Source organism: Nonomuraea roseoviolacea subsp. carminata, from assembly GCF_024172185.1.
GTDB classification, from domain to species: Bacteria; Actinomycetota; Actinomycetes; order Streptosporangiales; family Streptosporangiaceae; genus Nonomuraea; species Nonomuraea roseoviolacea.
Map to the genome: position 1 here is coordinate 2,729,526 of NZ_JAMZEC010000001.1, position 26,022 is coordinate 2,755,547.

At 73.0% G+C, this 26,022-nt stretch carries 27 protein-coding genes; 8 read left to right on the forward strand and 19 right to left on the reverse strand.

Annotated elements, in window-relative coordinates; translation table 11 throughout:
- Positions 1–43: 43 nt before the first annotated feature.
- The 4 genes from ygfZ to HD595_RS12465 form a co-directional block, all read right to left on the reverse strand.
- Positions 44–982 carry a CAF17-like 4Fe-4S cluster assembly/insertion protein YgfZ gene (gene ygfZ / locus HD595_RS12450; protein ID WP_253768622.1) on the reverse strand — a complete coding sequence of 313 codons (939 nt, stop codon included), beginning with the start codon at positions 980–982 and terminating at the stop codon, positions 44–46.
- Between the two features lie 35 nt (positions 983–1,017).
- Positions 1,018–1,431 (reverse strand): Fur family transcriptional regulator, encoded by a 414-nt coding sequence (locus tag HD595_RS12455; protein ID WP_175595643.1) that lies wholly within the window; start codon positions 1,429–1,431, stop codon positions 1,018–1,020.
- A 352-nt stretch (positions 1,432–1,783) separates the two neighbouring features.
- Positions 1,784–2,083, reverse strand: a complete 300-nt coding sequence (locus HD595_RS12460) for a DUF2470 domain-containing protein (protein ID WP_253768624.1) — start codon at positions 2,081–2,083, stop codon at positions 1,784–1,786.
- The gene (locus HD595_RS12465; protein WP_253768625.1) at positions 2,080–2,568 is read right to left on the reverse strand and encodes a heme-binding beta-barrel domain-containing protein; all 489 of its coding nucleotides are present in this window, start codon (positions 2,566–2,568) and stop codon (positions 2,080–2,082) included. The genes HD595_RS12460 and HD595_RS12465 overlap by 4 nt, the downstream gene beginning before the upstream one ends.
- A gap of 53 nt (positions 2,569–2,621) precedes the next feature.
- On the opposite strand from HD595_RS12465, the gene HD595_RS12470 reads away from it, so the two are divergent.
- Positions 2,622–2,984, forward strand: coding sequence for a DsrE family protein (locus tag HD595_RS12470; RefSeq protein WP_253768627.1), 363 nt, complete (start codon positions 2,622–2,624; stop codon positions 2,982–2,984).
- 18 nt (positions 2,985–3,002) lie between these two features.
- On the opposite strand, the gene HD595_RS12475 is transcribed toward HD595_RS12470, so the two are convergent.
- Positions 3,003–3,296 (reverse strand): hypothetical protein, encoded by a 294-nt coding sequence (locus HD595_RS12475; RefSeq protein WP_253768628.1) that lies wholly within the window; start codon positions 3,294–3,296, stop codon positions 3,003–3,005.
- Positions 3,297–3,376: 80 nt separating this feature from the next.
- Here HD595_RS12475 and HD595_RS12480 point away from each other — a divergent pair, with 80 nt between their 5' ends.
- From HD595_RS12480 to HD595_RS12490, 3 genes are read left to right on the forward strand one after another with little or no spacing between them, the layout of a single operon-like run.
- Positions 3,377–3,763 (forward strand): YbaB/EbfC family nucleoid-associated protein, encoded by a 387-nt coding sequence (locus tag HD595_RS12480; protein ID WP_253768630.1) that lies wholly within the window; start codon positions 3,377–3,379, stop codon positions 3,761–3,763.
- A 19-nt stretch (positions 3,764–3,782) separates the two neighbouring features.
- Positions 3,783–8,846: a hypothetical protein gene (locus HD595_RS12485; RefSeq protein WP_253768631.1), complete on the forward strand. Its 5,064-nt coding sequence runs from the start codon at positions 3,783–3,785 to the stop codon at positions 8,844–8,846.
- Positions 8,843–9,373, forward strand: coding sequence for a hypothetical protein (locus HD595_RS12490; protein WP_253768632.1), 531 nt, complete (start codon positions 8,843–8,845; stop codon positions 9,371–9,373). Before HD595_RS12485 ends, HD595_RS12490 begins: the two co-directional genes overlap by 4 nt.
- Positions 9,374–9,409: 36 nt before the next feature.
- On the opposite strand, the gene HD595_RS12495 is transcribed toward HD595_RS12490, so the two are convergent.
- Positions 9,410–10,129: a type 1 glutamine amidotransferase gene (locus HD595_RS12495; protein ID WP_253768634.1), complete on the reverse strand. Its 720-nt coding sequence runs from the start codon at positions 10,127–10,129 to the stop codon at positions 9,410–9,412.
- Entirely contained in the window at positions 10,119–11,348 is a 1,230-nt protein-coding gene (locus HD595_RS12500) for a MurT ligase domain-containing protein (protein ID WP_253768635.1), read from the reverse strand. The genes HD595_RS12495 and HD595_RS12500 overlap by 11 nt, the downstream gene beginning before the upstream one ends.
- 165 nt (positions 11,349–11,513) lie before the next feature.
- On the opposite strand from HD595_RS12500, the gene HD595_RS12505 reads away from it, so the two are divergent.
- Positions 11,514–11,936, forward strand: coding sequence for a YjdF family protein (locus tag HD595_RS12505; RefSeq protein WP_253768636.1), 423 nt, complete (start codon positions 11,514–11,516; stop codon positions 11,934–11,936).
- 26 nt (positions 11,937–11,962) lie between these two features.
- Here the strand turns inward: HD595_RS12505 and HD595_RS12510 are convergent, their stop codons facing one another.
- Positions 11,963–15,007, reverse strand: coding sequence for an ATP-binding protein (locus HD595_RS12510; RefSeq protein ID WP_253768638.1), 3,045 nt, complete (start codon positions 15,005–15,007; stop codon positions 11,963–11,965).
- Between the two features lie 70 nt (positions 15,008–15,077).
- Positions 15,078–17,051, reverse strand: a complete 1,974-nt coding sequence (locus HD595_RS12515) for a hypothetical protein (RefSeq protein WP_253768639.1) — start codon at positions 17,049–17,051, stop codon at positions 15,078–15,080.
- Between the two features lie 176 nt (positions 17,052–17,227).
- Between HD595_RS12515 and HD595_RS12520 the strand changes: the two genes are divergently transcribed.
- From HD595_RS12520 to HD595_RS12530, 3 genes are all read left to right on the forward strand, one after another.
- Complete coding sequence (locus tag HD595_RS12520) at positions 17,228–17,884, forward strand: hypothetical protein (RefSeq protein WP_253768640.1); 657 nt, start codon at positions 17,228–17,230, stop codon at positions 17,882–17,884.
- A complete protein-coding gene (locus HD595_RS12525; protein WP_253768642.1) occupies positions 17,881–18,528 on the forward strand; it encodes a hypothetical protein in 648 nt (215 codons plus the stop codon). The genes HD595_RS12520 and HD595_RS12525 overlap by 4 nt, the downstream gene beginning before the upstream one ends.
- 247 nt (positions 18,529–18,775) lie before the next feature.
- A complete protein-coding gene (locus HD595_RS12530; RefSeq protein WP_253768643.1) occupies positions 18,776–19,510 on the forward strand; it encodes a hypothetical protein in 735 nt (244 codons plus the stop codon).
- A gap of 15 nt (positions 19,511–19,525) precedes the next feature.
- Here the strand turns inward: HD595_RS12530 and HD595_RS12535 are convergent, their stop codons facing one another.
- The 10 genes from HD595_RS12535 to HD595_RS12575 form a co-directional block, all read right to left on the reverse strand.
- Complete coding sequence (locus HD595_RS12535; RefSeq protein ID WP_253768645.1) at positions 19,526–20,827, reverse strand: hypothetical protein; 1,302 nt, start codon at positions 20,825–20,827, stop codon at positions 19,526–19,528.
- 74 nt (positions 20,828–20,901) lie between these two features.
- Complete coding sequence (locus tag HD595_RS12540) at positions 20,902–21,645, reverse strand: methylated-DNA--[protein]-cysteine S-methyltransferase (RefSeq protein WP_253768646.1); 744 nt, start codon at positions 21,643–21,645, stop codon at positions 20,902–20,904.
- Positions 21,642–22,193 carry an RNA polymerase sigma factor gene (locus HD595_RS12545; RefSeq protein ID WP_253781142.1) on the reverse strand — a complete coding sequence of 184 codons (552 nt, stop codon included), beginning with the start codon at positions 22,191–22,193 and terminating at the stop codon, positions 21,642–21,644. The genes HD595_RS12540 and HD595_RS12545 overlap by 4 nt, the downstream gene beginning before the upstream one ends.
- Positions 22,194–22,321: 128 nt before the next feature.
- Positions 22,322–22,624: a DUF1416 domain-containing protein gene (locus tag HD595_RS12550; RefSeq protein WP_253768647.1), complete on the reverse strand. Its 303-nt coding sequence runs from the start codon at positions 22,622–22,624 to the stop codon at positions 22,322–22,324.
- A complete protein-coding gene (locus tag HD595_RS12555) occupies positions 22,621–23,460 on the reverse strand; it encodes a sulfurtransferase (protein WP_253768649.1) in 840 nt (279 codons plus the stop codon). The genes HD595_RS12550 and HD595_RS12555 overlap by 4 nt, the downstream gene beginning before the upstream one ends.
- Positions 23,457–23,870: a DUF4395 domain-containing protein gene (locus tag HD595_RS12560; protein WP_253768650.1), complete on the reverse strand. Its 414-nt coding sequence runs from the start codon at positions 23,868–23,870 to the stop codon at positions 23,457–23,459. Before HD595_RS12560 ends, HD595_RS12555 begins: the two co-directional genes overlap by 4 nt.
- 61 nt (positions 23,871–23,931) lie before the next feature.
- On the reverse strand, positions 23,932–24,015 hold the full coding sequence (locus HD595_RS47205; protein ID WP_358371395.1) for a putative leader peptide: 84 nt from the start codon (positions 24,013–24,015) through the stop codon (positions 23,932–23,934).
- A gap of 32 nt (positions 24,016–24,047) precedes the next feature.
- The gene (locus tag HD595_RS12565; protein WP_253768652.1) at positions 24,048–24,602 is read right to left on the reverse strand and encodes a TlpA family protein disulfide reductase; all 555 of its coding nucleotides are present in this window, start codon (positions 24,600–24,602) and stop codon (positions 24,048–24,050) included.
- Between the two features lie 52 nt (positions 24,603–24,654).
- A complete protein-coding gene (locus HD595_RS12570; protein WP_253768653.1) occupies positions 24,655–25,512 on the reverse strand; it encodes an anti-sigma factor family protein in 858 nt (285 codons plus the stop codon).
- Positions 25,509–26,021, reverse strand: coding sequence for a sigma-70 family RNA polymerase sigma factor (locus tag HD595_RS12575; RefSeq protein WP_175595620.1), 513 nt, complete (start codon positions 26,019–26,021; stop codon positions 25,509–25,511). Before HD595_RS12575 ends, HD595_RS12570 begins: the two co-directional genes overlap by 4 nt.
- Between the last annotated feature and the right edge of the window lies 1 nt (position 26,022).

Here is a 26,022-nt window from a genome sequence, read left to right on the forward strand (position 1 = left end):
ACCGGGCCACGCCCACCGCCCGGGGCCCGTTCCTGGACGGCCCCTATCGGATGCGACGCCGCAGCGAAGGGTCGATCTGGACGTTGCGCCCGGCGTCCGGCGGGACGATCACTTCCTGCGCGGCCGCCACACCCCCGGCCAGCAGCGGCGCGTCCACCGGCACCGTGCGCTTGACCACCGCGAGCGCGATCGGCCCCAGCTCGTGGTGGCGGGCGGACGAGCCGACCGTGCCCACCTCCTGGCTCTCGAAGATCACCGGCGCCCCGTGCGGCGGCAGCGTGTCGACGCTGCCGTCGAGGTGCAGGAACACCAGCCGCCGCGGCGGATGCCCCAGGTTGTGCACCCGCGCGACCGTCTCCTGGCCGCGGTAGCAGCCCTTGCTCAGGTGGACGGCGCTGCCGATCAGGCCGATCTCGTGCGGGATCGTCTTATGGTCGGTGTCGAGGCCCATCCGCGGCTCGTACCGCTCGATCCGCAGCGCCTCGTACGCCCACAGCCCCGCCAGCGGCCTGCCCAGGTGCTCCGGCAGCTCGGAACGCGGCACCAGGAAGTCCTCGGTGGCCGTGGACAGCACGGCCAGGTCGTCGGCCCGCGACACCTCGACCCGCAGCATGAACCGCATCCGGTCGAGGTAGGCCACCAGGCTGTCGGCGGCGCCCGGCTCGACGTGCGCGAGCACGCTCTCGCCGTCGTCGACCAGCGTCAGGTGGTGCAGGATGCGGCCCTGGAGGTCGAGGTCGAGCGTCCGCGTCCACTGGCCCGGGGTCAGCGTGTCGAGCTTCTGCGAGGTGAGGTCGTTGAGCCACTTCAGCCGGTCGGCGCCGGAGATCCGGATCACCTCGCGGTTGCTGCGGTCGACCACCGCCTCGCCCCGCACCAGCGCGCGCTGTTCGGCGAACAGGTCACCGTAGTGGCCGGCGACGTCGGCGTCCGGGGCCTCGGCGGCCACGGCGCCGGGCAGGTCCAGCAGAGGACTACGCATGCCGTCCAGATTATCGGCCGCGCGGACCTCCGATCTCAGCGGCAGTCGCGGCAGCGGCCGAACACCGTGAGGTGGTGGACGTCGGCCGCGAACCCCAGCTCCTCGTCCAGCCCCCGCACCAGGCCCTCCGCCAGCTCGGGCCGCACCTCGATCACCTCGCCGCAGCCCCGGCACACCAGGTGGACGTGGTCGGCCTCGGCCGCCAGGTGATAGGTCGGCGCGCCGTGCCCCAGATGGGTGTGCGTCACCATGCCCAGCTCCTCCAGGAGCTCGAGCGTGCGGTAGACGGTCGAGATGTTGACGCCGCGCGCCGTCTCCCGGACCTTGGCGCAGATCTCCTCCGGGGTGGCGTGCTCCAGCGTCTTGACCGCCTCCAGCACCAGCTGCCGCTGGGGAGTCACCCGGTAGCCCTTGGCGCGGAGCTCCTCGTGCCACTGCGTCTCGGTCATGCTCCGAGTCTACGGCCGGCGCTTTAATCGCTTGCCCTTCTCGCGGGCCACCGCATAACTTCGTGAGTACGCGGAAAGGAGGTGGTCCAAACAATGGTGATTCATAGTTGGGCTAGCGAGGTGGTTGTCCGCTGACGATGCGGACGCCCCGTCTCGCGCCGTTCGGCGAATACGAGGCAACCACCGGGGCCCCCGGCGGCTGGAGGGCGGGAATCCCATCCCGACCATGGTCCATCCAGCCCGCTCACCATCGAGCGGAGCACGCCCGGGGCCCTTTTTCATGCCCGCGTTTTCATGCCCGCGTCTTTCCATGACCGCGTCCCGGCCCGGCCCCGCTGCTCGTCAGTGCTCGTCAGTGCTCGCCGCGCGGTTCGACGCCCAGTTCCTCGCACGCCCGCCGGTAGAGCCGCACGACCGCCGTGCGCACCTGCGCCCGCTCGGTCAGCGTCTCGCCCCACGGCACCCGCACCCGCTCCCCGCCGTCGACCGTGAACTCGATCGCCTCGCCGTCGACGCCGCTCGTCAGCGCGCTGGTCGCCTCCGGACGGCCGCCGAGGCCGCGCACGATGAGCAGCGCGTCTCCGCCGTGGTCGTCGTTCATGTGCCGCTTGATCGCCTCGACCGCCTCGGCGGTGAACGGGCTCGCGCTCATGCCACCTTCTTCAGCTCGGCCGACATGTGCGAGGTGAGCGGGTGCCCCATCGCGGCCATGTCGTAGGCCCACATCAGGTTGCCCTTGACCAGCCCGTACAGGCGCCGCCCCGCGGTGTACTCCTTGGCCGTCACCGTGCGGGCCACCACGTCGGTCTGCAGCTCGATCTTGTGGAAGACGACCTCGCCGACGTAGATCTCCACGACGCCGGTGGGATGGGCGAGCACCACTTCGAGCTGGCGGTTCGGCTGCGCGCGCCAGTAGCCGGACTCGGTGGCGAGCGGCCTGACGCGGTTGCCGTCCTCGTCGAGCAGCCAGGTGCGGCTCACGTACGACAGGAACGGCTTGCCGTTGTGGCCGAACTCGATCTCCTGGCCGAAGTTGAAGCTCTCGATCGTCGGGTAACCCCCGACACCGGCGCCCTCCCACCTGCCGAGCAGGAAGGCGATCGGCTCCAGATCGGGATGCAGCTCAGGTTCTTCCATGTCCCCCAACCCTAGTGGCCGCGCGGACGGTCGAGGGCGTTAGTGTGACGGGCATGGCACGATCACTGGTGATCAAGGTGACCGCGGGGGCCGACGCTCCGGAGCGCTGCAACCAGGCGTTCACGGTCGCGGCCGCCGCGCTGGCGAGCGGTGTCCCGGTCTCCCTGTGGCTGACCGGCGAGTCCTCCTGGTTCGCCCTCCCGGGACGGGCCAAGGAGTTCAGCCTGCCCCATGCCGTCCCGCTGACGGACCTGCTGGACGCGGTGCTCGCGGGCGGGCGCGTCACGGTGTGCACGCAGTGCGCGGCCCGGCGCGACATCACGGTGGACGACGTCATCGAGGGCGTGCGGATCGCGGGCGCGCCGACGTTCGTCGAGGAGGCGGTCGCCGAGGGCGCCCAGGCGCTCGTGTACTAGTCCAGGCGGCTCACCGGGTCAGTCGCCGGGGTCGGCCTCGCGGTAGTTGAAGGAAGCGTGGCTCAGGCGCGCCTCCTCCCTCTGGGCGGCCTGGACGAGCAGCCGGAGGCCGAGGCCGATGGCCTCCAGCCGCGGTCCGTTCGCCTGCCAGTACGCGCGCCCGTAGTCGTCGTCGCTGAGCGCCGTACGGGCGGCCGCCTTCGTCGTGTCGTACCGCTCCGCGGTTTCCCGGAACCGGTCCGCCAGATCGCCCATCGCCCCGGCCAGCCCGTTGATGTGGCTGACGCTGTAGGTGACGCCTTGCATCTCCATCCAGCGGTTCCCCTCCCTGACTGCCTCGGTTGATCGATAGTATGCGGGCGTCCTGACTGCTTTGTGGGATTGAAGTAACGATGAGTGATTCATGGGAGTTGCTCCGGCAACTCGTCCAGGACGTCAACCGGCAGGCCGAGCAAGCCAAGGAGTTGCACCGTAAGGCACGCGACCTGACGGGTTCGTCGCAGTCCGAGGACGGCATGGTCACCGTCACCGTCGGCCCCCAGGGAGAGCTGCGGTCCGTCGACTTCGACCCCCGCGTCTACCGGGAGCTGTCACCCACCGAGCTGGCCGCCTGCGTCGTCGAGCAGGCCGCGCTCGCCACCCGGCAGGTGTCCGACGAACTGCGCACCCTGGCCGGACCACTGATCGCCGACGACGTCCCGCTGGAGGACCTGTTCGGCGAGGGCGTGAGCTTCGAATCCTTCCTGCCCGGGACCGACCGGCGGGAGCCGGGCGCGTGAGAGCCCGGGTCATCGGCTGATGGGGCTGGATCTGGGGCTGGTCCCCGAGGTGGTCAAGCCGCTGGCGCTGCCGCTGACGGCCAACGCGTTCCCCGAGGGGGAGCCGGACGCGATCACGCGGCAGGCCGGCGCGCTGGAGGCGCTGGCCGACGAGCTGGCCGGCATCCGCGCCGAGGACGCCGAGCCGCTGCTGAGCCGGCTCAGCAAGCTGGAGTGGGAGGGCGCCGCCAAGGAAGAGTTCGAGAAGGTGCTCGCCGACCTGGCCGGCGAGGGGCACAAGGCGTCCTCCCGGAAGGACAACGGCGGCGAGACGCTGCTGAGGCTGCTGGAGAAGGCCCTTCGTGAGGAGGCGCAGCGGCTGCGCAAGCACGGGGAGACGACGGAACACACGCAGTGGATGCAGTACGCGGCACTGGCGCTGCTGGGCCTCGCCATCGTCCGCCTCCTGGTGTGGATCATCGCGAACGGGCCGTCGGTGCTCAGGCTGATCCAGTTGCGCACGATCATGACCCGGATGTCGATCCAAGCGCTCAAGTGGCGCCTGCTCATGAACATCCTGGGCTTCGGCGGGATGATGGGCCTCACGGACCTCACCGTCCAGGAGCTGCAGAAGCGCTTCGGCCACCGGGAGGACATCGACGGCCACTCGGTGCTGATGTCGTTCCTCAACGGGGCGATGATGGGGCTGGTCTACACCGGGGTCGACTTCGGGCTCTCGCGCCTGGCCACCCGCGAGGTCGTGTTCATCATGTCCCGCGCCGAACTGGGCGTGCGCGACCAGATCGCCGCCATCGGACAAAGCATCTACGGCCGCGCCGTGGTGGGCGGCTTCTCCGGCGCCGTGGGCTCCGTCCCGGGCCTCGCCGTGAGCGACCAGCTCGACCCCGCGCACCTGTTCTACTCCTTCGTGGCCGGTACGGCGGGCGGCATCGGCATCCCGCAGAGCGCCCGCGTCTCCTTCATGCCGACGGCGGCCGGGGACCTCCCGCCGAACCGTCCCCCGTCCGGCGGCCCCGCGTGGACGCGTACGGCAGGGGGTGACGGCCCGCCGCCGGTCGGCGGGCACAAGCCGCCGTCGAGCGGGGACGGCTCCTCGCTCGGCCTCGGGTCGCGGCGCGTGGTGGAGCCGACCCAGGTGGTGCTGAGCGGCGAGACCGCCCCTGCCGCCGGGCGGCCTGCCGACGTGCCCATGCCTCCGAAGGGGGACGGCGGGTCCGCGCCGGCCCCGGCGCGGGAGGCGGAGATGATCGCGGGCGAGGTCGTCCGCAGGGAGGACGGCCCCTCGGAGGGCCCCCTTCCGCCGCCGGACACGAGGATGCTCCACGGTCCGGCCCCGGAGCTGCCCGGCGCCGCCTCCCACACGGCCGGGGGCGCCACCCACACGGCCGGGGGCTCCTCCCACACGGCCGGGGGCGCGCACGACACGTCCGGCCACGCTCCCGCGGCCGGCCTGACGCCCGACGCCCCCGTGGCCGGCCGACAGCCCCACGCCCCGAACGGCACACCGGCCGGCCATCCGCAGAACACGGCACCCGCCGGCCATCCGGCGAACGGCACACCCGCCGGTCATCCTCAGCACACCGCGCCCGCCGGCACCTCCGGCCACGCCAACGCCGCCGGCACCCCCGGTCATGCCAACGGCGCCGGCCACACCCCTCTCGCGCCCCCACAGCCTGTACGCGACGCCCTGCCGCTCCACACCCCGTACGTGCAGACCGCCCCCGCGGCGCCGGTCCCGCCGTTACCGCCCACGGACGCGCAGAACGGGGCGACCGACGCCTCCCAGGACAACGACCGCGGGCAGGCCGCCCGGCACGGCACCGGCCACTCCGACGGCCCCAGGCACCCGGACACCCCGCAACCCACGGACCAGCCCCGCCCGGTCACCCCCCGAGACGGTTCGGACACCCCAGCCGCTCCCCGGGACGACGCGGCGAATCCCCGGAGCACGGACCCGGCGCGGGTGACGCACGCCCAGGACGTCGCCTCGGGGCGCGCCCCGGAAGGGCAGCCCCTCGTCACCGGCCGCCTCCCGGACACCCAGGCCCCCGGCCGGGGCACGGACGGGCAAATCAGGGACGCGGCCCCCGCGGGCACCCGCGAGACCCCACCCGCCCGCGCCGGCGACCAGCGCACCACCCCACCGGCACGCCAAGCCGACCAGCACGCCACCTCGCCGACCCACCCGGGCGGCGGGCGCACCACCGCGCCCGACCCCGCGCCCGAGCAGCACCCCACGCCCCACCCCGATGACCCGACCACCACACCCCCCGCGACACCCGACGGCACGCGGCAGGGCGGCGCGCACGAGGACGCGCCCGCCGTCGTGCGGCACGGGAACGACGCTGGACCGGGCACAGGCCGCATCGACCAGCTCATCAACCGGGACGAGCACGCCCCGGCAGCACTGGACCCCGCCCGCGTCGCCCTCGGGCACCGCGTCGCGCGCCTGCTGGAGGAGCCGGTGCCGCACGACACGTTCGCGCACAGCCTGGGGACGATGGCCCACATCGTCACCCAGGGAGTGAACCGGCCCACGGGTGAGACCATGGCGGGCGGCATCCGCGCGATCGCGACGCACCTGGGCATGCCCTACATGGTCGACGGGCTGGTGCGGGTCTTCGACGAGGCGCAGCGGCAGGGTCACGACCCCGCCGGGGCGACGGACCGGCAGGACCTGACCGACCGGCTCGACCAGTACCGGCAGACGGACCCACTGGTCTTCCCCGGCCTGTGGCTCGCGCACCGGGACGTGCCGAACGTGTCCTTCCCGGTCGCCCGGGCGCTCGCCCGGATGGACCAGGCGCTCGGCTCGCACCCGACGACCGATCTCGCGGACAGGCTCACGCAGCTTCGCAGTCTGGCCTACGACGCGGACGTCGGGTTCCACTCGATCGACCACGTGGGACGCCTGTTCGTGGACGCGCAGGCGCGGGGCATCGACGTCCGGAACGCACCGGGATGGCACGAGCTGAGGCAGGGACTCCGGCAGGCCCGGCAGCACGACACGGACCTGTGGGACGGGCTTCGGGCGGCGGACGAGCACGCCATGGGCGGGCTCGGCGACCCGGAGGCGCGGGCGCTGGGCCGCGCCGGGCGGCTGCTCCACTCGGTGTCGCCGGACGCCCGCCTGCGCGACCTGGCGGCCGACGCGGGGTTCTCCCACGCGTACCGTTCGTTCTCCGAGATGCTCGCCGAGGCGGACGCGCACGGCGCCCTCCCGGAACGTCCGGCGACCCGCCGGGAGCTCGTGGACAGCCTCGCGTCCTTCCGCGACAGGGACGGCGACGGCTGGGACCTGCGGGTGATGGAGGAACGCTTCCCCGACGCGCGCCTGGACCCGGCGAAGGCGGCGACGCTGGGCCGGCTCGACCGCGTCATCGTCGCCGACGCCGCGCCGCGTCCCGCGATGGACCCCCTTCTCGTGCTCGCGCGGGAGCTGGGTCTCGGCGACTCGCCCCGCCGCCTCGCCCACGCGGCCGACCGGGCTCGGCGGCTCGGCTTCGACCCGGCGGGCGCCCCGGACCGGGCGACGCTCGTGGCGAGGATGCGCGGATACATGGACACCGCCCCGGACACCTGGGCCCGGGTGCGGGTGTCGGAACGGTACGCGACCCAGCTCGGCGAGCCCACCACCAGAGCGCTGGCGCGCATGGACCGGATCGTCGGCTCGCGTGGCAAGGCTCCCGCGTGGGTTCTGGACCCCCTCCGGAAGCTGGCCGGCGACCTCGGCCTGGACCACTCGGTCGAGCGGCTGGCGCACGTGTTCCAAGGGGCCGAGCAGCGCGGGCTGGACCCGGGCGGCGCCGTCGACCGGGCCGACCTCGTCCAGCGGCTGAGCTCGTACCATCGGGCGGCGGCGGAGAAGCCGTACCACTTCACGGTGACGCTGCTTCGCGTGGCCGAGGACGCGCTCATGGACCAGCTTCGCCAGGCGGCCGCGCGTGACGCCGCCTTCGCCCGTGCGTCGCTGACCAGGGCGGGCGGAGCCGCCTCCGACCTGGAGAACGCACACGTGCAGGCGCTGGAGGCCCGGGCGCGGGCGTGGGAGAGCTGGCCGGCCGAGCCGGAGGTCTCCTACCGGGAGAACCCCGAGGTGTTCGAGCGCCACCTGGCCGAGGCGTTCGAGCGGGCCGAGAGCGGGGAGCCGGTGGTCCCCCTCATGATCGAGGAGGCCACTGACGGGCTGACCGTGCCCGGTGGCCAGTTCAAGTTCGCGCGGGAGATCGAGTACACCTTTCCGGAAGCGCTCGATCGGCACCGGGACGCGATCAACCAAGCCATCGCCCGTGACCTGTACGACGCGGGACTGACTCTGGATCCGTGGGTGCATCCCTACCACACCTCACGCGACACCGGCTATTACGAGGGGGACAACGGCTGGCGGCTGGAGCGGGAGGGCACGGCCGCCGGTGAGCTCGTCCCGCCACCGCTGCGCTACACCGAGCGCGCGTGGCAGGCCGTCAAGCTGGTCTGCGAGATCATCAAGTCGCACGGCGGCGAGGCGACGATGGACGCGGGAGGCCACATCCACGCGGGCACTTCGGTCTTCGATCACGTCGCGGGCTTCTACCAGCGGCTCCTGCAACTGGAGAACATCACCTTCGCCGACACGACCCTGCGGCTGTTGACGAACCCGGAGCAGCAGCACCACCGAGGCACCGAGTTCTGCCGGCCGAACGCGCTGCTCTCCCGCGGTTACGCCTCCCTCGATGGTCTTGTGAACCAGCACAAGAAGCACCTTGCCGCGGTCAACCTGGCAGCCGTCAAGGGTGGCCGGACCGACCACACGGAGTTCCGCCGCCCCGACGCCTCCTTGGACCCCGGCGTCATCCAGGCGCAGACCAAGCTGGTGCTGGCCGAGCTGGCGCTGGCCCTGCGGCTGGCGGATGATCAGTTCCCGCTCAACAACGGCGAGAAGGACCTTCCCGGTAGTCACGCTGACCACCGCAGAAGCCGCGACTACTCGTCCTACTTCGAGCTGGCGGACCTCCTCTTCCACCGGGAGGCCGACAAGGCGCAGCTCACCGCCCTGTTCGCGATCACCCGATGGAACGAGAAGAAGGAGGCCCGGTACCTGTGAGCGGATCCGCGGCCGTCGTCGTCCGCAACACCTCGGCCGCCGACCGGCCGCCCGTCGCGCCGGTCAAGGGCGACGGCTTCCCGTACCGGTACGAGATGATCTTCGCGGGCGGGAGTCTGCGGGCGTACGCGGACGAGCCGGGCGCGCTGGTCGCGGCGCTGCGCCCCGGCTACGACGCGCTGGCGACCGCCGAGGAGCGGCGCGAGGCACGCCTGCGGGCCGCGCTGGACACCCAGGTGCGGGTGCAGGCGGAGCTGGCGGCCACCGGGCCGCTGGAGGAGTGCACGGCCGAGGAGCGGGCGGTGCTGCTCGGCGGCCGGCACGTGCCGCCCGCGCCCGAGGAGTGGACCGGGCCGGTGCCCCTCGTGCTGGTCACGTCGTTCTACGAGCCCTCCGGGTCGCTGCCCCGGCCGCGCGGCCCGGAGGAGCTCCAGGTGTGGCTGGACCCGGCGGACGACTGGACGCTGCTGCGGAGCCTGCACTCCGCCGGCGCGATCCACGTCGCCGTGAGCCAGAACCGCCGCTGACCGTGCCACCACCTCGGATGGCGGCCTGACGTGCGGTCAGCCGGCGGCGAGGACCGTGTTGAGGCGCTCCTGGCGGAGCAGCTCGTAGCGGGTGTCGTCGAGGGGGGCGAGCTGCCCGCCCACGCGCCAGGACAGCAGCAGGTCGGCCAGTGCCGGGTTGCGGGCCAGGGCCGGCCCGTGCAGGTAGGTGCCGACGATGTGGCCCGTGTAGCAGCCCTCGAAGCCGTCGCCGTTGCCCGTGCCCTTGACCGTGCGCGACAGCGGCTTGACCCCGGGGCCGAGCCGGGTGACGCCCATGTGGTTCTCGAAGCCCGTCAGCGTCGGCAGGCCGAGCGCGGCGTCGACCTCGGCCACCAGCTCCCCCACGGCGCGGGCCGGGCCGCGGACGCTGGCGATGTCGAGGATGCCGAGCCCGTCGACCGGCTGGCCCTCCTCACCGCCGAACGTGCTGCCCATGATCTGGTAGCCGGCGCACACGGCCAGCAGCGCCGCGCCCCGGTTGAGGGCGCGGTGCAGACCGCCGTCGCGGCGCAGCCGCGCCGCCGCGAGGATCTGCGGCCGGTCCTCGCCGCCGCCGATGAGGTAGATGTCGCCGGTCTCGGGCACCGGGTCGGCCGAGCGCACGTGGATGGTCTCGGTCTCGATGCCGCGCCGCTGCGCGCGCTGCTCCAGGACCAGGACGTTGCCCTGGTCGCCGTACGTGCTCAGCAGGTCGGGGTAGATCCAGACGATGCGCAGGGCGCTGTCAGACGGCACGGCCGAACTCCGATCGGATCTGCTGGAACGCGGTGTAGTTGGCGATCACGTCGACGCGGCCGGGCGGCTGCATGGCGAGCGCCTCGGAGAACGTCTCGCACACCGCGAACGGCACGTCGGCCACGTCGAGCCGGAGCGCCAGGTCGAGGCGCCGCTCACCGGTGACGAACACCGGCCGGCCGCGCAGGATGCGGTAGTCGACGTCCCACAGCCAGGACGTGTCGCGCCCGTCGGGACCCTGCGCGTTGACCGACAGGATGATCGGCAGCCGCGGGTCGGCGACGTCGAACGCCTCCAGCCAGCCGGCGGGGTTCTTGGCCAGCAGCAGCCGCGCCTGGCGGCCCTCACGCTCGACCGTGGTGTAGCGGCCGGCGACGCTGGTGACCTCGCGCAGCCGGGGCAGCGCCCGCTCGACGGGCAGGTCGAACGCCTCGGCCACGGCCAGCGCCATGACGGCGTTGGAGCGGTTGGCCAGGCCGGGAAGCTGGATGTCGAGCAGCCACCGCTGCCCGCGCGGGTCGATGACCGCGTCGTCGTCGAGGATCCACTGCGGCTCGGGCCGGTGGAAGGTGCACTCGCGGCAGGCCCAGTCGGCGTCCTTGCGGTCGAGGGGGCCGCCGCACTCGGGGCAGCACCAGGAGTCCTCCTTCCACCGCTGGCCGCCCGCGACCCAGGTGACCTTGGCGGCCGTGGAGGCGCCCCAGGTGACCAGCGGGTCGTCGCAGTTGGCGATGACGTGGGTGGGCTTGCCGGACAGCGCCCGCCGCCACTTCTGCGCCAGCAGCCAGATCTCGGCCGCGCGGTCCATCTGGTCGCGGCTGAGGTTCATCAGGCAGACGACGCCCGCGCCGGTGGTGTCGAGGACCTCGGGGAGGTACTTCTCGTCGACCTCCAGCACGCCGTAGGGGGCGTCCTTGTGCTGCGACAGCGCGGAGACGTGGCCGGCCGGCATGTTGGCGCCGAAGACGTTGGTCGCGACCTCGCCCATCTCCAGCAGCGCGGACGTGATCAGCCGGGTGGTGGTGGTCTTGCCGTTGGTGGCGCTGACCAGGGCGAGCTTGCGGTCACGCGCCAGTTGGCGGAGCAGGTCGGGCTCCAGCATGAGGCCCACCCGGCCGCCGATCACCGAGCCGTCACCGCGTCCGGTCATCCGGGACAGCGTGGCGGCGCTGCGGCCCAGGGCGCTCGCGAGCTGTGCGCGCAGTGGAAGCTGGGTCATGGCTAAGGATCCTAGTCGGCGTCGGCGGTTACTCTGATAACGCACACGAAAACGCGGCCCGGTTGGTAGCCCGGGCGACATATCCGTAACCGCCCTTGAGGGATGTCCGGTGTGCCGGAAGCGGTCTCGTCAGACCGCCGTTCGGCATACCTGGGGAGCAAGGGCATGGTCACGTTCTCCGTCTACCTCGACGGGTCGTTCTGGGTCGGCGTGCTGGAGATCGCCGAGGGCGGCGTCCTGCGCGTCACGCGTCACACGTTCGGCTCCGAGCCGACCGATCCCGAGCTGTACGTCTTCCTCATGCGCCACGGCGTCCCGCTCCTCGAACAGGCGTCGGCCGCGCCCGCGGTGCCCGCCGGGGAGCGCACCGGCCGGCGGGTCAACCCCAAGCGGGCGGCCAAGCTCGCCGCGCGGGCCGCCGCCCGGGTCTCCTCGCGCAGCACGGCGGCGCAGGAGGCCATGCGGCTGGAGCTGGAGAGCCGCAAGCGCGAGGCGGCGGAGGGGCGGCGCGAGCGCCGGCGGGAGCTGGCCGAGCACAAGCGGGAGGTGGCCCGCCGCAAGCGCGTCGAACGCCGCCGCGACCGCTGAGCCGGTGAGCGGGATCTCGGGCGCGCCTAGCCGGTGAACGGGATCTCGGGCGCGCCGCCGTGGTCGAACGGCAGGACGAACCGGCGCGGCCAGGACAGGACGCCTTCGAGCCACCCGGCCCCCATGGTCTGCCCCACGTGCCGCAGCCGCGCGGCGGGCTCGATGCCGATCGCGACCGTCATGACGTCGCGCTGCAGGCCCTCGTTCTCGTCGTCGCCCAGGATGACCCGCCAGGCCAGGGCCCGGTTGTGCTCGATGGCCATGGACAGCGGGTGGTGGCGCAGCGCCTTGGCCCGATGGCCGAGCAGCTCACCGTGCGGGGCGGCGGCCGTCACCACGGCGGTGGCCGCGCCACTCGGACCGCCGGTCATCGCGCCCGTGCCGCCGGGCGTGTCGCGCGGGGCCGAACCGTTCTCGCGGCCCGCCGCCGTCCCGGGCGTGTCGCCGAACAGGGCGTACTCCATGGGCGGCGCCGGGGTGCGCAGGTCCGGGGCGGGCCGGCCGTACGGGAACAGGCGGTCCACCTCGTGCAGCCAGCGCACCTGCGGGATCACCCACGCCACGCCGGGACGCTCGCCGCCCCGCTCCACTCCGGCCAGCAGCCGCGTGGCGGTCTCGGCCGCCTTCTCCGTGAGGAGGGCGGGGTCGAGCCAGCTCCGCAGCGCCCAGGCGCGCCGCTGCACCGACCGCTCGACCAGCGTGGCGAGCAGGCACTCGCCGCGCCGCACCGGCAGGTCGGACCAGGCGGCGGCCAGCGCGCGCGGCACCCCGGGCAGCGGGCGGTTCGTCACGAACGCGAGCACGACGGTGTCGCACCAGACGCGCAGCCACGCCCAGTCGGGCGCGTCGGCCAGCACGTCGGCCTCGCGCAGCTCGACGAGCGTGCACGCCTGGCCGGTGCGGCACTGGCTGCCGCAGGCCGCCGAGCGGCGTCCCCTTATCGGCGGCGGCGGGCTGGGCATGAGCCGCTCGCGCGACTCGCCGAGCGGCACCCGCACCCGCAGCGGCCGGTCCATGCCGTCGGCGAACACGGCCGCGCAGCCCGGCTGCAACGACACGACCTGGCGGGACTGCTCCTCGCTGAGGTTCATGGCCGCGCCGACGAGCTGCCGGTCGTCCTCGGCCGGCAGCCGGTGGACGACCTTGAGCGCGGTGTTCTTGACCACGTCCGGCACCAGCTTGGTGGGGATCTGCTCGGCCACGACGATGCCCTCCCCGTACGCCCTGATCTCGGCGAGCATGCCGGCCAGCAGCTCCACGGCGTGGGTGGCGGCCCGGCCGGCGCCCCGGTCGCGCAGCAGCCGGTGGGCCTCCTCGATGACGATGACGTGCCGCAGCCCCGTGGACTTCTCCTGGCGGGCGCGCATCCGCAGGTGCTCCACGATGCGGATGATCAGCGTGCCCATGAGGAACGCCTTGTCCTCGTCGTTGGCCACGTCCTCGATGGCGAGCACCACGTTGCGCTGGAGCAGGCCGCCGACGTCGGCGGGATGGCCGCCCTCGAAGAAGCGCCCGGCCGAGCCGACGCGCAGCGAGCGCAGCCGCAGCGAGATGAAGCCCTCGACGTCGGCCTGCACCTCGCGGCCGTAGCCGATCTCCTTGATCACGTCCATGGCGTGCTGCTGGAGCAGCTCCAGGGTGGGCACGCTGGGCGGCACCTTGGAGCCGGGCACGGCGCCGCCGGTGACGACGTCCCAGCCGGTCGCCTCGTAGACGCGCTGCAGGGCCAGCGACATGATCTGCGGGAACGGCTCCTCGGCGTCGAAGGCGGCCATGAACAGCGCCCTGACCATGTCGATGTGCGCCTGGACGGGGTAGCCGGGCTCGGGTTCGAGGGGGTTGATGCTGAACGGCACCCCGGCGGGCGCCGACGGGTTGATCACGGTGACGGGCCCGAGGTGCTCGACCCGGCCGGCCATGGCGGCGTACTCCGACTTGGCCGGCTCGATCGCGAGCCACGGGATGCGGGCCGCGCTGAGCTGCTCCAGCAGATGCCGTACGGTCTGCGACTTGCCGGAGCCGGTGGCGCCGGTGACGAACGCGTGCCGGTTGAGCGTGGCCAGCGGCACCCGGAACGAGCCGACCCCCCGGTCCTGCCCGTCGAGGATCTCCCCCAGCTCCAGCTCCCCGCCGTCGGCCTCGGAGGTGACGTCGAAGAACCCCGAGTCGAGCACCCGCACGCCGGGCACCTCGCGCCGGGGCAGCCCGGCCAGCGCCGCGAGCGCGCCGGCCGTGGCGGCGAAGGGCGCGGCGGCACCGTCGGCGGGGTCCTGGAGCGTGATGGTCAGCGCCTCGGCCAGCGGGTGGACGGCGCCCTGGGCGCTGCGCAGCCGGTAGGGGTGGTGGCTCATCTCGACCGAGCCGACGAGGACGGGCGCGATCTGGCGCAGCTCCTCGGCCGTCGCGCCGCCGGCCAGCACCCGCACGTTCCACAGCCCGGCCTCGCGGAACGCGTCGAGCTCCTGCATGCGCCGCTCGGCCCGCTCGGCGTCGAAGCGGGAGCGCTCGGAGGCGTCGCCGTACTGGCGCAGCACGTTGAGCTGGGTGCGCAGGTGGGCCACCTCGGCGTCGAGCAGGCCGGTCGGCTCGGCCACGACGAGCCAGGCGAACGGCCGCGACATGAGCGTGATCAGCGTCGACTCGAACAGCGTGGGCCGCTTCAGCTCGTCCGGGTCGAACTCGCGGCGGTTGCCGAGCGGCGGCGCCTGCCGGCCGGGGCACGGCGTCCACACCAGGTCGGCGAGGTCGTCCAGGTACTCCTCGCCGAGCTGCACCCCGCGCGCCCCGCCGGGGAACAGCAGCGGCTGCGGCCCCGTGGGCGTCCCCGGCGCGCCGGTGGCGCGGCGCGGCTGGCGGGGCGGCGACAGCGGGCCGGCGTTCGTGATGAGCTCCAGGGGCGCGCCCGAGCCGCGGGAGAGCCAGCCGATGGCGAACGGCCGGTCGCGCTGGGCGGCCGACAGCACGGCGGGCAGCACGGTGACGAAGTCCCACTCGGCCGAGGAGCTTCGCGAGGGTGCGGCGATGGACTGGATCCGGTACCACGGCCCGCTCAGCGAGACACTCGGCTGCATTTCATCCCCCCACAGACGGCTCTAAGTAAAATCCGCCGACCGTCAGCCCGTCACCTTGACATTGACCATCTCATTGCCTTCCCTTGCGCCAGTCGAGGCGTGGCGGCGGCGGCCCGAGGTTCGGCGGCGGCTCGGCGCCGTCGCGCCCCGGCGGGTCGCCGTGCTCGCCCGCGCGCTCGCCCTCCTGGTCGGCGCCCTGCTCGCCGTCGAGGGCCAGGACGGCCTCGCGCACGTCGTCCAGCTCGCCGAGCGTGGTCTTGGGGAAGGTGAGGATGGCCGGGTTGGCGTCGGCGAGGCGGACCCGCCGGCCCTGCGAGGTGGCGTCGGTGACGATGACGGACGTGGTGGGGAGCTGCTGGAGCTGGTGCGGCTCGACGAGGAACTCGCGGGAGCGCTGGAGCACCCGCTCCCTCTCGCCGATCTTGCCGGTGGTGCGGCCCCACTCGGTGGACTCGTTGATGTCCTCGGCCAGGTCGGTGGGGTTGTCGTCGTGGTCCTCGTGCCGGCCCTCGACCTCGGCGATCGTGCTGGTGTAGCCGCCGTCGACGCCGGGGAGCGAGTCGCTGATCGTCTCGGTGAGCTGGGCCAGCTCCAGCCGGTGCTCGGTGCCGACGTGCTCGCTGGCCACCCGGGCGTCCTCGGCGTTGCCGAGCCGCATGAACGCGACCGCGGCGTGGCCGCGGCCCAGCCGCTCCCGCACGGTCGGGGTGAGCGACCGGTAGGTGAGGACGAGCCCCGTACGTGAGGTCTCGCAGGCGTCCATGAGCCGGTCGAGCACGTCGCCGCGGAGCTTGTCGGCCCCCGCCACGATGATCGTGTGGTACCAGGGCCGGTCGGAGGCGGGCGACTGACGCAGGATGTGGGTGAGGGCGGTCGCCACGTACGTGCCGAGCACCCGGTTGCCGAACACGCCGGCCTGGCGGTCCATGCTGATCACGCGCAGCCGGGCGGGCGGCAGGCGCACGGCCTCCGTGCCCAGCGTCTCCAGCTTGCGAAGCTGCGACTCCAGCGCCCAGGCCCGCTCGATGACCACGCGGTCGCTCACGCCCCGGCCGAACAGCGTGCCGATGCGTTCGAGCTGGCTCGCGGTGATCAGCCCGTACCTGAGGTCGTCGCGCGGGTCGCCGACCTGGGCCAGGGCCCGCAGCGCGGCGGTGACCTGGCTGATCGTGGCGTTCTCGCCGAGCACTTCGAGGACACGCTCCAGGATCGCGTTGTCGAAGCTGAGGTCGCGGGTGGTGCGGTGCTCCTCGCTGACGCTGACCACGTGGGCGAGCACGTCGGCGAACGCCTCGGGCTTGAGCGTGGCGCCGAGGTCGAGGCGGGGCAGGTCGACGGGCAGCACCCAGACCAGCGGGTCGTCGCCGCCGCGCCGGGCCAGCTCGATGAGGTCCTTGGCGATGGCGCCCTCGGACAGGTCGAGCACGGTCAGGTGGCCGCCGCTGTAGAGGCGGGTGGCGCCGAGCAGGGTGACGAGCGCCGACCAGCCGGGCAGGGTGCCGCCGGCCACGTCGATGCGGTCGATCTCGTCGGGCACGGCCACGGCGTACCAGGTGAGCTGGCGGTCGTGGCGCTCCTTGAGCCGCTGCCACTCGCGGTAGCGCTGGGCGTGCTCCTCCTGGGCGCGGAACAGCTCCTTGTCACGTTCCTGTCGCCGACGGTCGTCACGGGCCCGCTGCTCGCTGATGCGGTAGCGCACGGCCCGGTCGCCCTGGACGAGCGCGTAACTGCAGATGATCGCCACGCCGCAGGCCGCGACGAGGCCGAGCAGGGCGAACTTCCACTGGAGCAGCCCGGCCACGGCGAGCACGAGGACGAGCAGCGACAGCACGACCGCGAACAGCCGGAAGACGCGTACCGGCCGGTTGAGCATGTCCTGCTGCATGCGCTCGCGGCGGGCGAGGTCGGCGTCGGGGCGGGCGGGCGGCGGCTCCTCCGCCGGCGAGGGCCGTTTCGGTGGCGGACCGGGATCCGGGTGCAGCAGGATGTACTGCCAGCCCAGGTAGATGCGGTCCGCCTGCAGCTGCGCATGCTCAGGATGCACGTCCACCACGTGACCCTCCGGCCGCGATATGTCGTTAGTCGTCGAGGCTAGTCCCGCTGCTCCGTGACAGCGTATGAGCTAGAACCCCTTCTACGGCAGGGTTCTCGGCAATTAGACCAGCCCGTTGGGAGGATAGCGGCGGATGGGACAAGCGTGACCTATTACCATCCTTACCCATGACCGAACCCTCCGGCGGCAGCGGCAGGCCCAGACGCCCGGTAGTGGTGCCCGCGGTGGCGCTGGTGCTGGTCACCGCCCTCGGGATCACCGCCCTCATGGGCGGCCTGAACGAGGCCCCGGACGCCCCGCCCCAGCTCGGCAAGGGCGCGGTGCTCGACCAGGGCCTGTACTCCACCCGCTTCGTCGAGTCCCGGGTCCGCACCGAGCGGGCGCAGACGCAGTTCGACGAGGACAAGCGGTTCGTGGAGATGGTCTTCGAGGTCACCAACCGCGGCGACGGCACCACCTCCGTCGGGATCCCCCCGGCCGAGGGGAAGGGCGGCTTCGCCACCACGTTCGCCGGCTCGCTGGTCAAGATCAGTCCCAAGTTCCCCGACGACGCCGGCCCGTTCGCCTTCGCCCTGGCCAAGGGCGGCGAGAGCCGGCAGCTCCACCCGGGGATCAAGACCACGGTCATCGTCCGCTACCGGCTGAAGGAGGGCGAGAAGCCCCCGGAGAAGATCACGATGGACGTGGGCTCGTTCGAGTACGCGGCCGGCTTCAACGACCCGACCGAGAGGTGGACGATGGTCACCCAGGCCGCGGGCGAGAGTCTCGTCCCCGAGATCAAGGCACAGGTGACCCTGCCCGTCCAGGAAGAAGCCGCGACGTGACCGCGGTCCAGCCCCGGCCGGCGGCGCGGCCGGGCGGGCGCCGCGGAGGAGGCTCCGGCTCCGGGCGCGGCGGCTCGCGCGCGCTCAACGCGCTGCTGGGCCTGCTCCTCGCGGCCGGCGCCGTCGGCCTGCAGACGTTCGCGCTGACCGAGAACGACACCGGCGCCCCGCTGACCTACACCGGCGCCAAGGGTCAGGACGTCGACGCCCGGCGCTTCCACGTGCGGCTCGACTCCTTCACCGCCGCCAAGGCGATCCGGACCAGCAGCGTCAGGACCGTCGAGACGGACAACGTGTTCCTCGTCGTGAACGCCTCCGCCAAGTCCGTCCTCAAGCCGTACCACCTCGGCCAGCCCACGCTGCTGACCGAGGACGGCCACCGCTTCGCCGCCACCGACCGGGTGGAGTCCACCGCCACGCTGGCCGCCACCTGGATGCAGCCGGACATCTGGGTCAGCGGCCGGTTCTTCTTCGAGGTGCCCGCCTCGGCGCTGCCGGGGGCCAAGGTGGTGTTCGGGCTGCCGCCGTCGGCCCTGGTGGAGCCGTACCAGCCGGAGGTCGAGATCGACCTCGGGCTCGACGACAAGGCGGCGCGCGACCTCGCCGCCAAGCCGCAGGACGTCTACTCCATCGTCAAGAAGTGATCGGCTCATGAGCGCAGACGACCGCGACTGGTTCGCGCCCCGCAACCCCCGCCCGGCCAACGGAGCGCCCCGGCCCCCGGCGCCGCCGCCCCAGCAGCCCCCGGCGGGCCCTCAGCCGCCGCAACAGCCCCCGGCGGGCTCTCAGCCGCCGCAGGCGCGCCCTCAGCGGCCCTCCGCACCCCCTCAGCCCGGCGGGCCTCGGCCGGCTCAGCACGGCGGGCCTCGGCCGGGCGGCTCGTGGCCCGGCATGCGCCCGCGGGTGCGGCCCGACCGGCAGGTGTGGCCCCCGCTCCCTCCCGAGCCCGTCGAGGGCGTCACCCAGCCCCTGCCGCCCGTACCCGCGAGCGCGCCCCCTGAGGAGCCCGCGCGGGCCCCGCTGCCCCCGCCGCAGGCCCCACCGCGGGCGCCCGAGCCCGCGGCGCGGCCGCGGAAGCGGGGCAGGGCCCTCCTGGTGGCCGCCGGCGCGCTGGTGAGCGTCGCCGTGGCCGTCGGCGCGACCACGTACGACGGCTACCTGTTCTACGAGAAGGTCTCCGCCAAGGAGACGCGCCTCGTGCCCGTGGCGGCCGGCCAGGCCGGCACCGTGCACGGCATCGAGTGGAAGGCCGCGCTCAGCCCCGCCGAGGCCCCGCCGAACAGCAAGCACGGCGACACCGTCGCCTGGCTCAAGGTGGACATCACGGAGAAGGTCGTGGACCCCGCCAGCGCCACCATGACCGCCAAGCCGGACGACATCCGGCTGGAGGACCGCACGGGCCGCGCCTGGGTCGTGGAGCTCGCCGACGGCGAGCGGCCGACCGAGCGGCTGGAGGTCGGCAAGGAGTACCGGCTGGAGGGTCTGGCCGTGGTGCCGAAGCCGGTGGCCGGCGAGGTGGAGCTGTCGTTCCGGCCCAGCGGCTACCGCTCCGACACGCCGACCGCCGACCTGTTCAAGCGGGGGACGAGCAAGCCCGACGTGGACGTGCTGCGCTTCCGCCGGTAGCGGAGGCGGCCCGGGTCAGTCCGTGGTGAACGCCTCGCCGCGCAGGCGGGCCCGGGTGGCGGCGAGGTCGAACGTGGCGGCCAGCAGCGCCATGGTGACCACGGTCACCAGCAGGTCGCGGCCGAACGCGAGCGGCGGCTCCAGGTACGCCCAGGCCCACTCCACCTGCGACCCGACCAGCGTGCGGACCGCGCGGTCGGCGTACTGCGCGCCCACCGTGACGGCCACGTAGCACAGGCACATCATGCCGAACAGCGGCGCGCCACCCTTGATCACCAGCCGCAGGGAGTTGACCAGCGGCACCCAGCGCTCCTGGAACCCGCCGGTCACCCGCTCGAAGGACCGCTTCGTCAGGTCGTGGCTGCCCTCCAGGCGGTCGATGCCGCGCTCGAACCGGGTGCCCTTGAGCATGGTGCGGGTGTCGTCGGCGTACGCGCCGAACACGAGCATCGCCACGGTGAGCCAGGCCAGCGGGATGGCGACGGAGTCGAGGAACAGCGGCCAGACGTCGTTCACCACGTCAGTGAGGGTCTTCAGGACGGGCACGGCGTCCTGCGCCTTGGTCCACAGGCTCTCGGTGCCGACGACCACGGTGCGGTGCTCCACCCACTCCGAGCGCGCGTCGGCGATCGCGACCGTGGCGTTGAGGCCGTAGAAGACGAAGGCGAACTCCGAGAACGCGGCGGCGAAGCCGTAGAAGCGGCCGGTGCCGCGCTCCACGAGCTTGGCGAACAGCGTCTTCAGACCGAACGCGACGAGCATCGTGGCCACCGACACCCGCCAGTCGAGGTCGATGAGGCTCCGGCCGACGTGCGACTTCTCGCCGAAGAACGCGGCGTCGGTCATGTCGAAGAAGTGGTGGAACAGGTCCATCTGCTGCAGGTCGCGGGCGTCCTCGGTCTGGAAGCCCCAGGCCATGTAGAGCACGGCGAAGGCGGGGGCGACCCGGTCGAGGGCCGTGAAGAACGGCTCGTCCTCCGCGCCCTCGGCCGTCCTCGCCCGCATCTCCCACAGGGCGCCGCGCAGCGTGTGCAGCATGCCCGTGACCACGGTCAGCGCCGCCAGCACGACGAAGGTGAGCAGGGTGATCGTGGCCACCAGCCGGGCCTGCCGGAAGTCGCCGTAGGCCACCTCGGTCGCGCCGTACAGCAGCGCGAAGCGCACGGCCTCACCCGCGGCGAACCACAGGACGAGCGGCAGCACACAGCGCCCGAGCAGGCGGAGCGTGTGCACGGGCAGCGAGAACGGCGACGGCGGCTTCCGGGCCGGTGAAGGCGCAGGTCGGGGCGGCGCCGCCACACCAGACGAACCTGACATCTGGTGCATCGTAGCGGCACCGTCACCCCACCGCAGCCCCCGCCCGCCCCTCGGGCACCTTCGGGACGGACCGGTCAGGCGGCCTGGAGGTCGGGCCGGCAGGTGCGGCAGGGGCGGTAGCCGGCGGTGCGGGCCGCGCCGAGCGTGCGGAAGCCGTGCCGGTGCGCGGGCGTGATGCGCCGGGCGTTGTGGCAGGTCGGGAAGCACACCACACCCGTCGTGTCGCTGGCCAGGTAGAAGACCCGCTCCTTGGCCAGGCCGTCCAGCCGGCCCAGGTCCACGCCCTCCGCCAGCAGCAGCCGCTGCTTGGCCGCCGGCCCGAACACGTACTCCCCCAGCGCCCCGTCGGAGCGCGTCACCCGGTGGCAGGGGACGAGCAGCGGCACGGGGTTGCGGGCGAGCGCCGTGCCCACCGCGCGCACCGCTCCGGGCCGCCCCGCGCGGGCCGCGATCCACGCGTACGGCCTGACCTCGCCGCGCGGGACGGCCTGGACGGCGCGCAGCACGTCCCGCTGGAACTCGCCCAGCTCCTCCAGGTCGAGCGCCAGCCCGGAGAGCCTGCCGGTGCGCAGCGCGGGCACGAGACCCGCGGGCGGCCGCGTGGCCGGCATCAGCGGCCGGCCGAAACGCGCCCGGAACGCACCGGAGAACCCGTCGCCCTGATGGACGTAGGCCACGCCCCGGGCGGTCCAGGCCACGGACAGCTCGCCGATCGGGCTCGGCACCGCGATCCAGCGCGCCGCGATCCGGTCCAGCAGACCGTCGGGCGGCTCGACGGCCAGCCCGGCGAGCCTGGCGAGCAAGGGGTCGTCGTTCATCGGACACCTCCTAGCGTGCGCAGCCGCTTCAACCCGCGCGACACGTGTGACTTGACCGTGCCCTCGGGGATCCTCAGCACTGTGGCGATCTCACTGACCGGCAGGTCGGAGACGTGCCGGAGCACGACCGCGAGGCGCTGCTCCTCCGGCAGCAGGGCGAGCAGCCCCGCCAGCTCGTCGCCGGTCTCCCTCCGCAGCGCGCTCTCCTCGACGCCCTCGCGTGGATCGACGGTGTCCACCGGCTCCTCGCGCAGGTCGGGTGGCGGCTTGCGGGACTTGGCGCGGCCGCAGTTGCGCCAGATGTTCATGAGAATGGTCAGCAGCCACGGCCTGGTCTGCAGCGCCGCGATGCGTTCGGCGTCGTAGCCGGCCACCGCCCGGTAGGCGCGCAGGAACGTCTCGGCGGCCAGGTCCTCGGCGTCGGCCCAGCGGCCGCTCAGCCGCAGCGCCGTCGAGAAGACGACGCCGCGGTGGGCGCCGTACAGCTCGGCGAACCCTTCGTCGAGGTCGTCGAGCAGCGCCTTGCGCACCGGGTCGAGGCAGTCCATCACACTCACGTCTACAGCAACACCGCCGGGCGACGATCGGTGGCACCTGGAGAAAAAATCTCGCCGGAACATGCGGAAGGCCCGCGCCGTTGCGGCGCGGGCCTGTCGCGATGGGGCGGACGTACGGGTCAGACGGCCACGGCGAGCTGGGACACCTCGCCCAGCTTGGCCGCCACCTGCACGTCACGGGTGACGCCGCCGCCCGCGATGATGCGGACGGTCCAGTCGCCCGGCGCGGCGAAGAACCGGAACACGCCGTCGTCGGACACCACGACCTCACCGGTGAACTCACCGGAGTGGTCGAGCAGCCGCGCGTAGGCGGTGCCGGCGCCGGTGACGACGCCCTGGATCACGGCCTGGTTGGACAGATCGATCCCGGCGGGCAGAGCGATCGTCTGCTCCGGGGCTCCGCATCCCTGCGCGGTGCTCATCGGGCCTCCCCCAGCTCGATCGGCACGCCCACGAGCGAGCCGTACTCGGTCCACGAACCGTCGTAGTTCTTCACGTTGGACTGGTCGAGCAGCTCGTGCAGCACGAACCAGGTGTGCGCGGAGCGCTCGCCGATGCGGCAGTAGGCGATGGTGTCCTTGCCGAAGTCGACGCCGGCCTGCTGGTAGAGCGTGCGCAGGTCGTCGTCGCTCTTGAAGGTGCCGTCGTCGTTGGCCGCCTTGGACCACGGGATGTTGCGGGCGGTGGGCACGTGACCGGCGCGCTGGGCCTGCTCCTGCGGCAGATGGGCGGGGGCGAGCAGCTTGCCGGTGAACTCGTCGGGCGAGCGGACGTCGACCAGGTTGAGCTTGCCGATGGCGGAGACGACGTCGTCGCGGAAGGCGCGGATCGCGGTGTCCTGCTCCTGGGCGACGTACTGGGTGCGCTCGCGCTGCGGAACGTCCTTGACCAGCTCGCGGGAGTCGAGCTCCCACTTCTTGCGCCCGCCGTCGAGCAGCTTGACGTTGTCGTGGCCGTACAGCTTGAAGTACCAGTAGGCGTAGGAGGCGAACCAGTTGTTGTTGCCGCCGTAGAGCACGACGGTGTCGTCGTTGGAGATGCCGCGCTCGGACAGCAGCGTCTCGAAACCGGTCTTGTCGACGAAGTCACGGCGGACGGGGTCCTGGAGGTCCTGCCTCCAGTCGATCTTCACGGCGCCACGGATGTGGCCCTTGTCGTAGGCGCTGGTGTCCTCGTCGACCTCGACGAGTACGACGCCTGGCGTGTCGAGGTTGGCCTCGACCCAGTCGGCATCCACCAGGACGGCGGAGCGGCTCATTGGTGAACCTCCCATGTGGCGGCGGGCAGTAGACGGCGAATCAGCAGGTACGTTTCGCAGCCGAGACAGAGTCCGAAGGCTGCGTTGAGGAAGGCGGCGAGGAGAGCCGCGGCCGTGGCCCCGAGGGCCAGCGGCGTGATCCCGGCGACGAATCCGGCCAGTCCCGCGACCGCGAAGGCCAGCCCCACACCCTGCGCGAACCGCGGGGGGCGGGCGTCCTCTGTCACCTTCGGCGCGCTCGTGACGAGCGCCCGGAAGACCATCCCGTACGGTGATCGGCCCGCCAGCCCGAGAGCGAACACCACGGCCTGGGCGGCCAGCAGCCACACGCTTCCCGTCACGAGGACGAGGGCGAGGACCAGGGTGGTGACGGCCGCGCCGAAGCGCAGCGCTCTAGGGTCGGCACGCATCTGGGGATGCTCCCTGAAGGGGTCGGGTTGAGGCGGACCGGATGTCCGCGCGAGACCGTCCTCAGGCAGCGCGACAGAGCGCGGTGGCCACGCGGCAGAAATCCACCGCGCGCCGCTTCGTCAGCAGCTCTGTCGAAAGGTTCATGCGGAAGACACTACTCGTCGTCTCGCCATCTGTCACATCTCGTCCGTTTCTTGAGACATAAGCGTCTCGGGACGTGACTCCGCGGGCGTCGCGGGGCGTGAATCCGCGGGCGGAACGGGGCGTGAATCCGCGGGCGGGACGGCGGCCGCGAGGGCGGTCAGCACGTCGGCCTTGCGTGGCTGGCCAGAGGCCCTTTTCACGATATTTCCGGACGGGTCGAGGACGAGGACCGTCGGGGTGCGCAGGACGTCCAGCTCCCGCACCAGATCCAGCCGCGACTCCGCGTCGATCTCGACGTGCGCGACCCCTGGCACGACCGCGCTCACGTCGGCCAGGACGCGCCGCGTCGCCCGGCACGGCTGGCAGAACGCGGTGGAGAACTGCACGAGCGTCGCCCTCGGCCCGAGAGGGGCGCCCAGCGCCTCGGCGGTGAGGCGGTCACCGTGCCCGTAGCCGTTCCCGTCACCGTGCCCATCGCCGGCCCGGTCGCCGGACATGTCGCGCATGCGGCCGTCGCGGCGCAGACGTACCACCCCGATTCCCGTACCCAGCGCCAGCGTCGCCAGCACCACCCACACGCCCGTCATCGCCAGGTGCAACCACGCCCGCGCCGACGGCATTCCGGCCCGGCCGGCCGGGTCAGCCCCGCGGTCCGGGGATCTTGACCAGCACCTGCCGCGAGGAGGCGTCCACCACCTCGAACCCGGCGATGTCCTTCACCGGGAACGACGTCCGGCTGGCGAAGACCGGCTTGTCCTGGTAGCTCTCCCTGTCCACCGTCCAGCCGTCCGTGACGTCGCGCCGCCCGTCGCGGCCGACCACGACCAGCCGGCACGTCGTGCCGACCGGCACCCCGGACACCTTCACCGACAGCCCGGTCCCGCGCGCCCCGGGGAACACGGTCACGCTCGCGTAGTAGTCGGCCGACCGGTTCCGGCCCGCGAACTCCGACCCGCTCGCCCTGGCCGACGGCTTCGGCGTCGCGCTCGCCTCGGGCTGCCTCTCGGCCATGATCCTCGGCTGGTCGTCCTGCGTCTTCTTCGCGCGCGGCCCCTCGGTGGCCTTCGGGCGCGCCGCCTCGCCCGACGAGCGGGCGGAGTCCTGGGCGCTGGTCAGCCCCTCGCCGGACCGGGACGCCGCCGGGGCGGAGGCGGTCGTCGCGTGCTCCTGCTGGGTCCCCACGGCCGTCCACACGGTGCCGCCCGCGACGATCGCCGCCGCGGAGGCGGCCACGACCATGAGCATCCGGCCCCTGCGGTGCCGCCTGACGCGCGCGTTCAGCAGCCGGTCGAGCACCTGGCGCGGCGGGCTGGTCACGAGCTGCACGTCGCGTTCGGACACCTTCTCCAGGAACGCCGACACGCCCTCCAGCTCCACCAGCTCGGCGCCGCACACCTCGCAGGTCGCCAGGTGGGCGTCGATCTCCAGCGCCTCGTCCGGCTCCAGCGCCCCCAGCGCGTGGGCGCCCAGCGAGATCCGCACCTCCTCGCACGTCATGGCGCCAGCCCCCGCTCCTCCAGGGCGAGCTTCAGCGCCCGCAGCGCGTAGTAGGTGCGCGACTTGACCGTGCCGGGCGGTATGCCCAGCGTGGCCGACGCCTCCTTCACCGATCGCCCCCGGTAGTAGACCTCCAACAGCACCTCGCGGTGCTCGGGTCGCAGCGCGGCCAACGCCTCCGCCACGGCCCACGACTCGACCGCCCGCTCCAGCTCGTCCTCCGCGGGGACGACGGCCAGCGCCTCGTCGCCGGTCTCCTGCGGACGCGACTTGCGCGCGCGGTGCTGATCGACCACGAGGTTGCGGGCGACGGTGAACAGCCAGGCGCGGATGGGGCGGCCGGAGAGCGCCTCGGGGTGTCGCCACGCCCTCAGCAGCGTCTCCTGCACCACATCCTCCGCCCGTCCGGCATCGCCGGTCAGTCGCAGCACGTAACCGTAAAGCGGCCCGGCGTGCTCGTCGAAAAGGGTCCGCACGAGCTCCTCGTCGGCGGTGCCTGCTGGACTCACG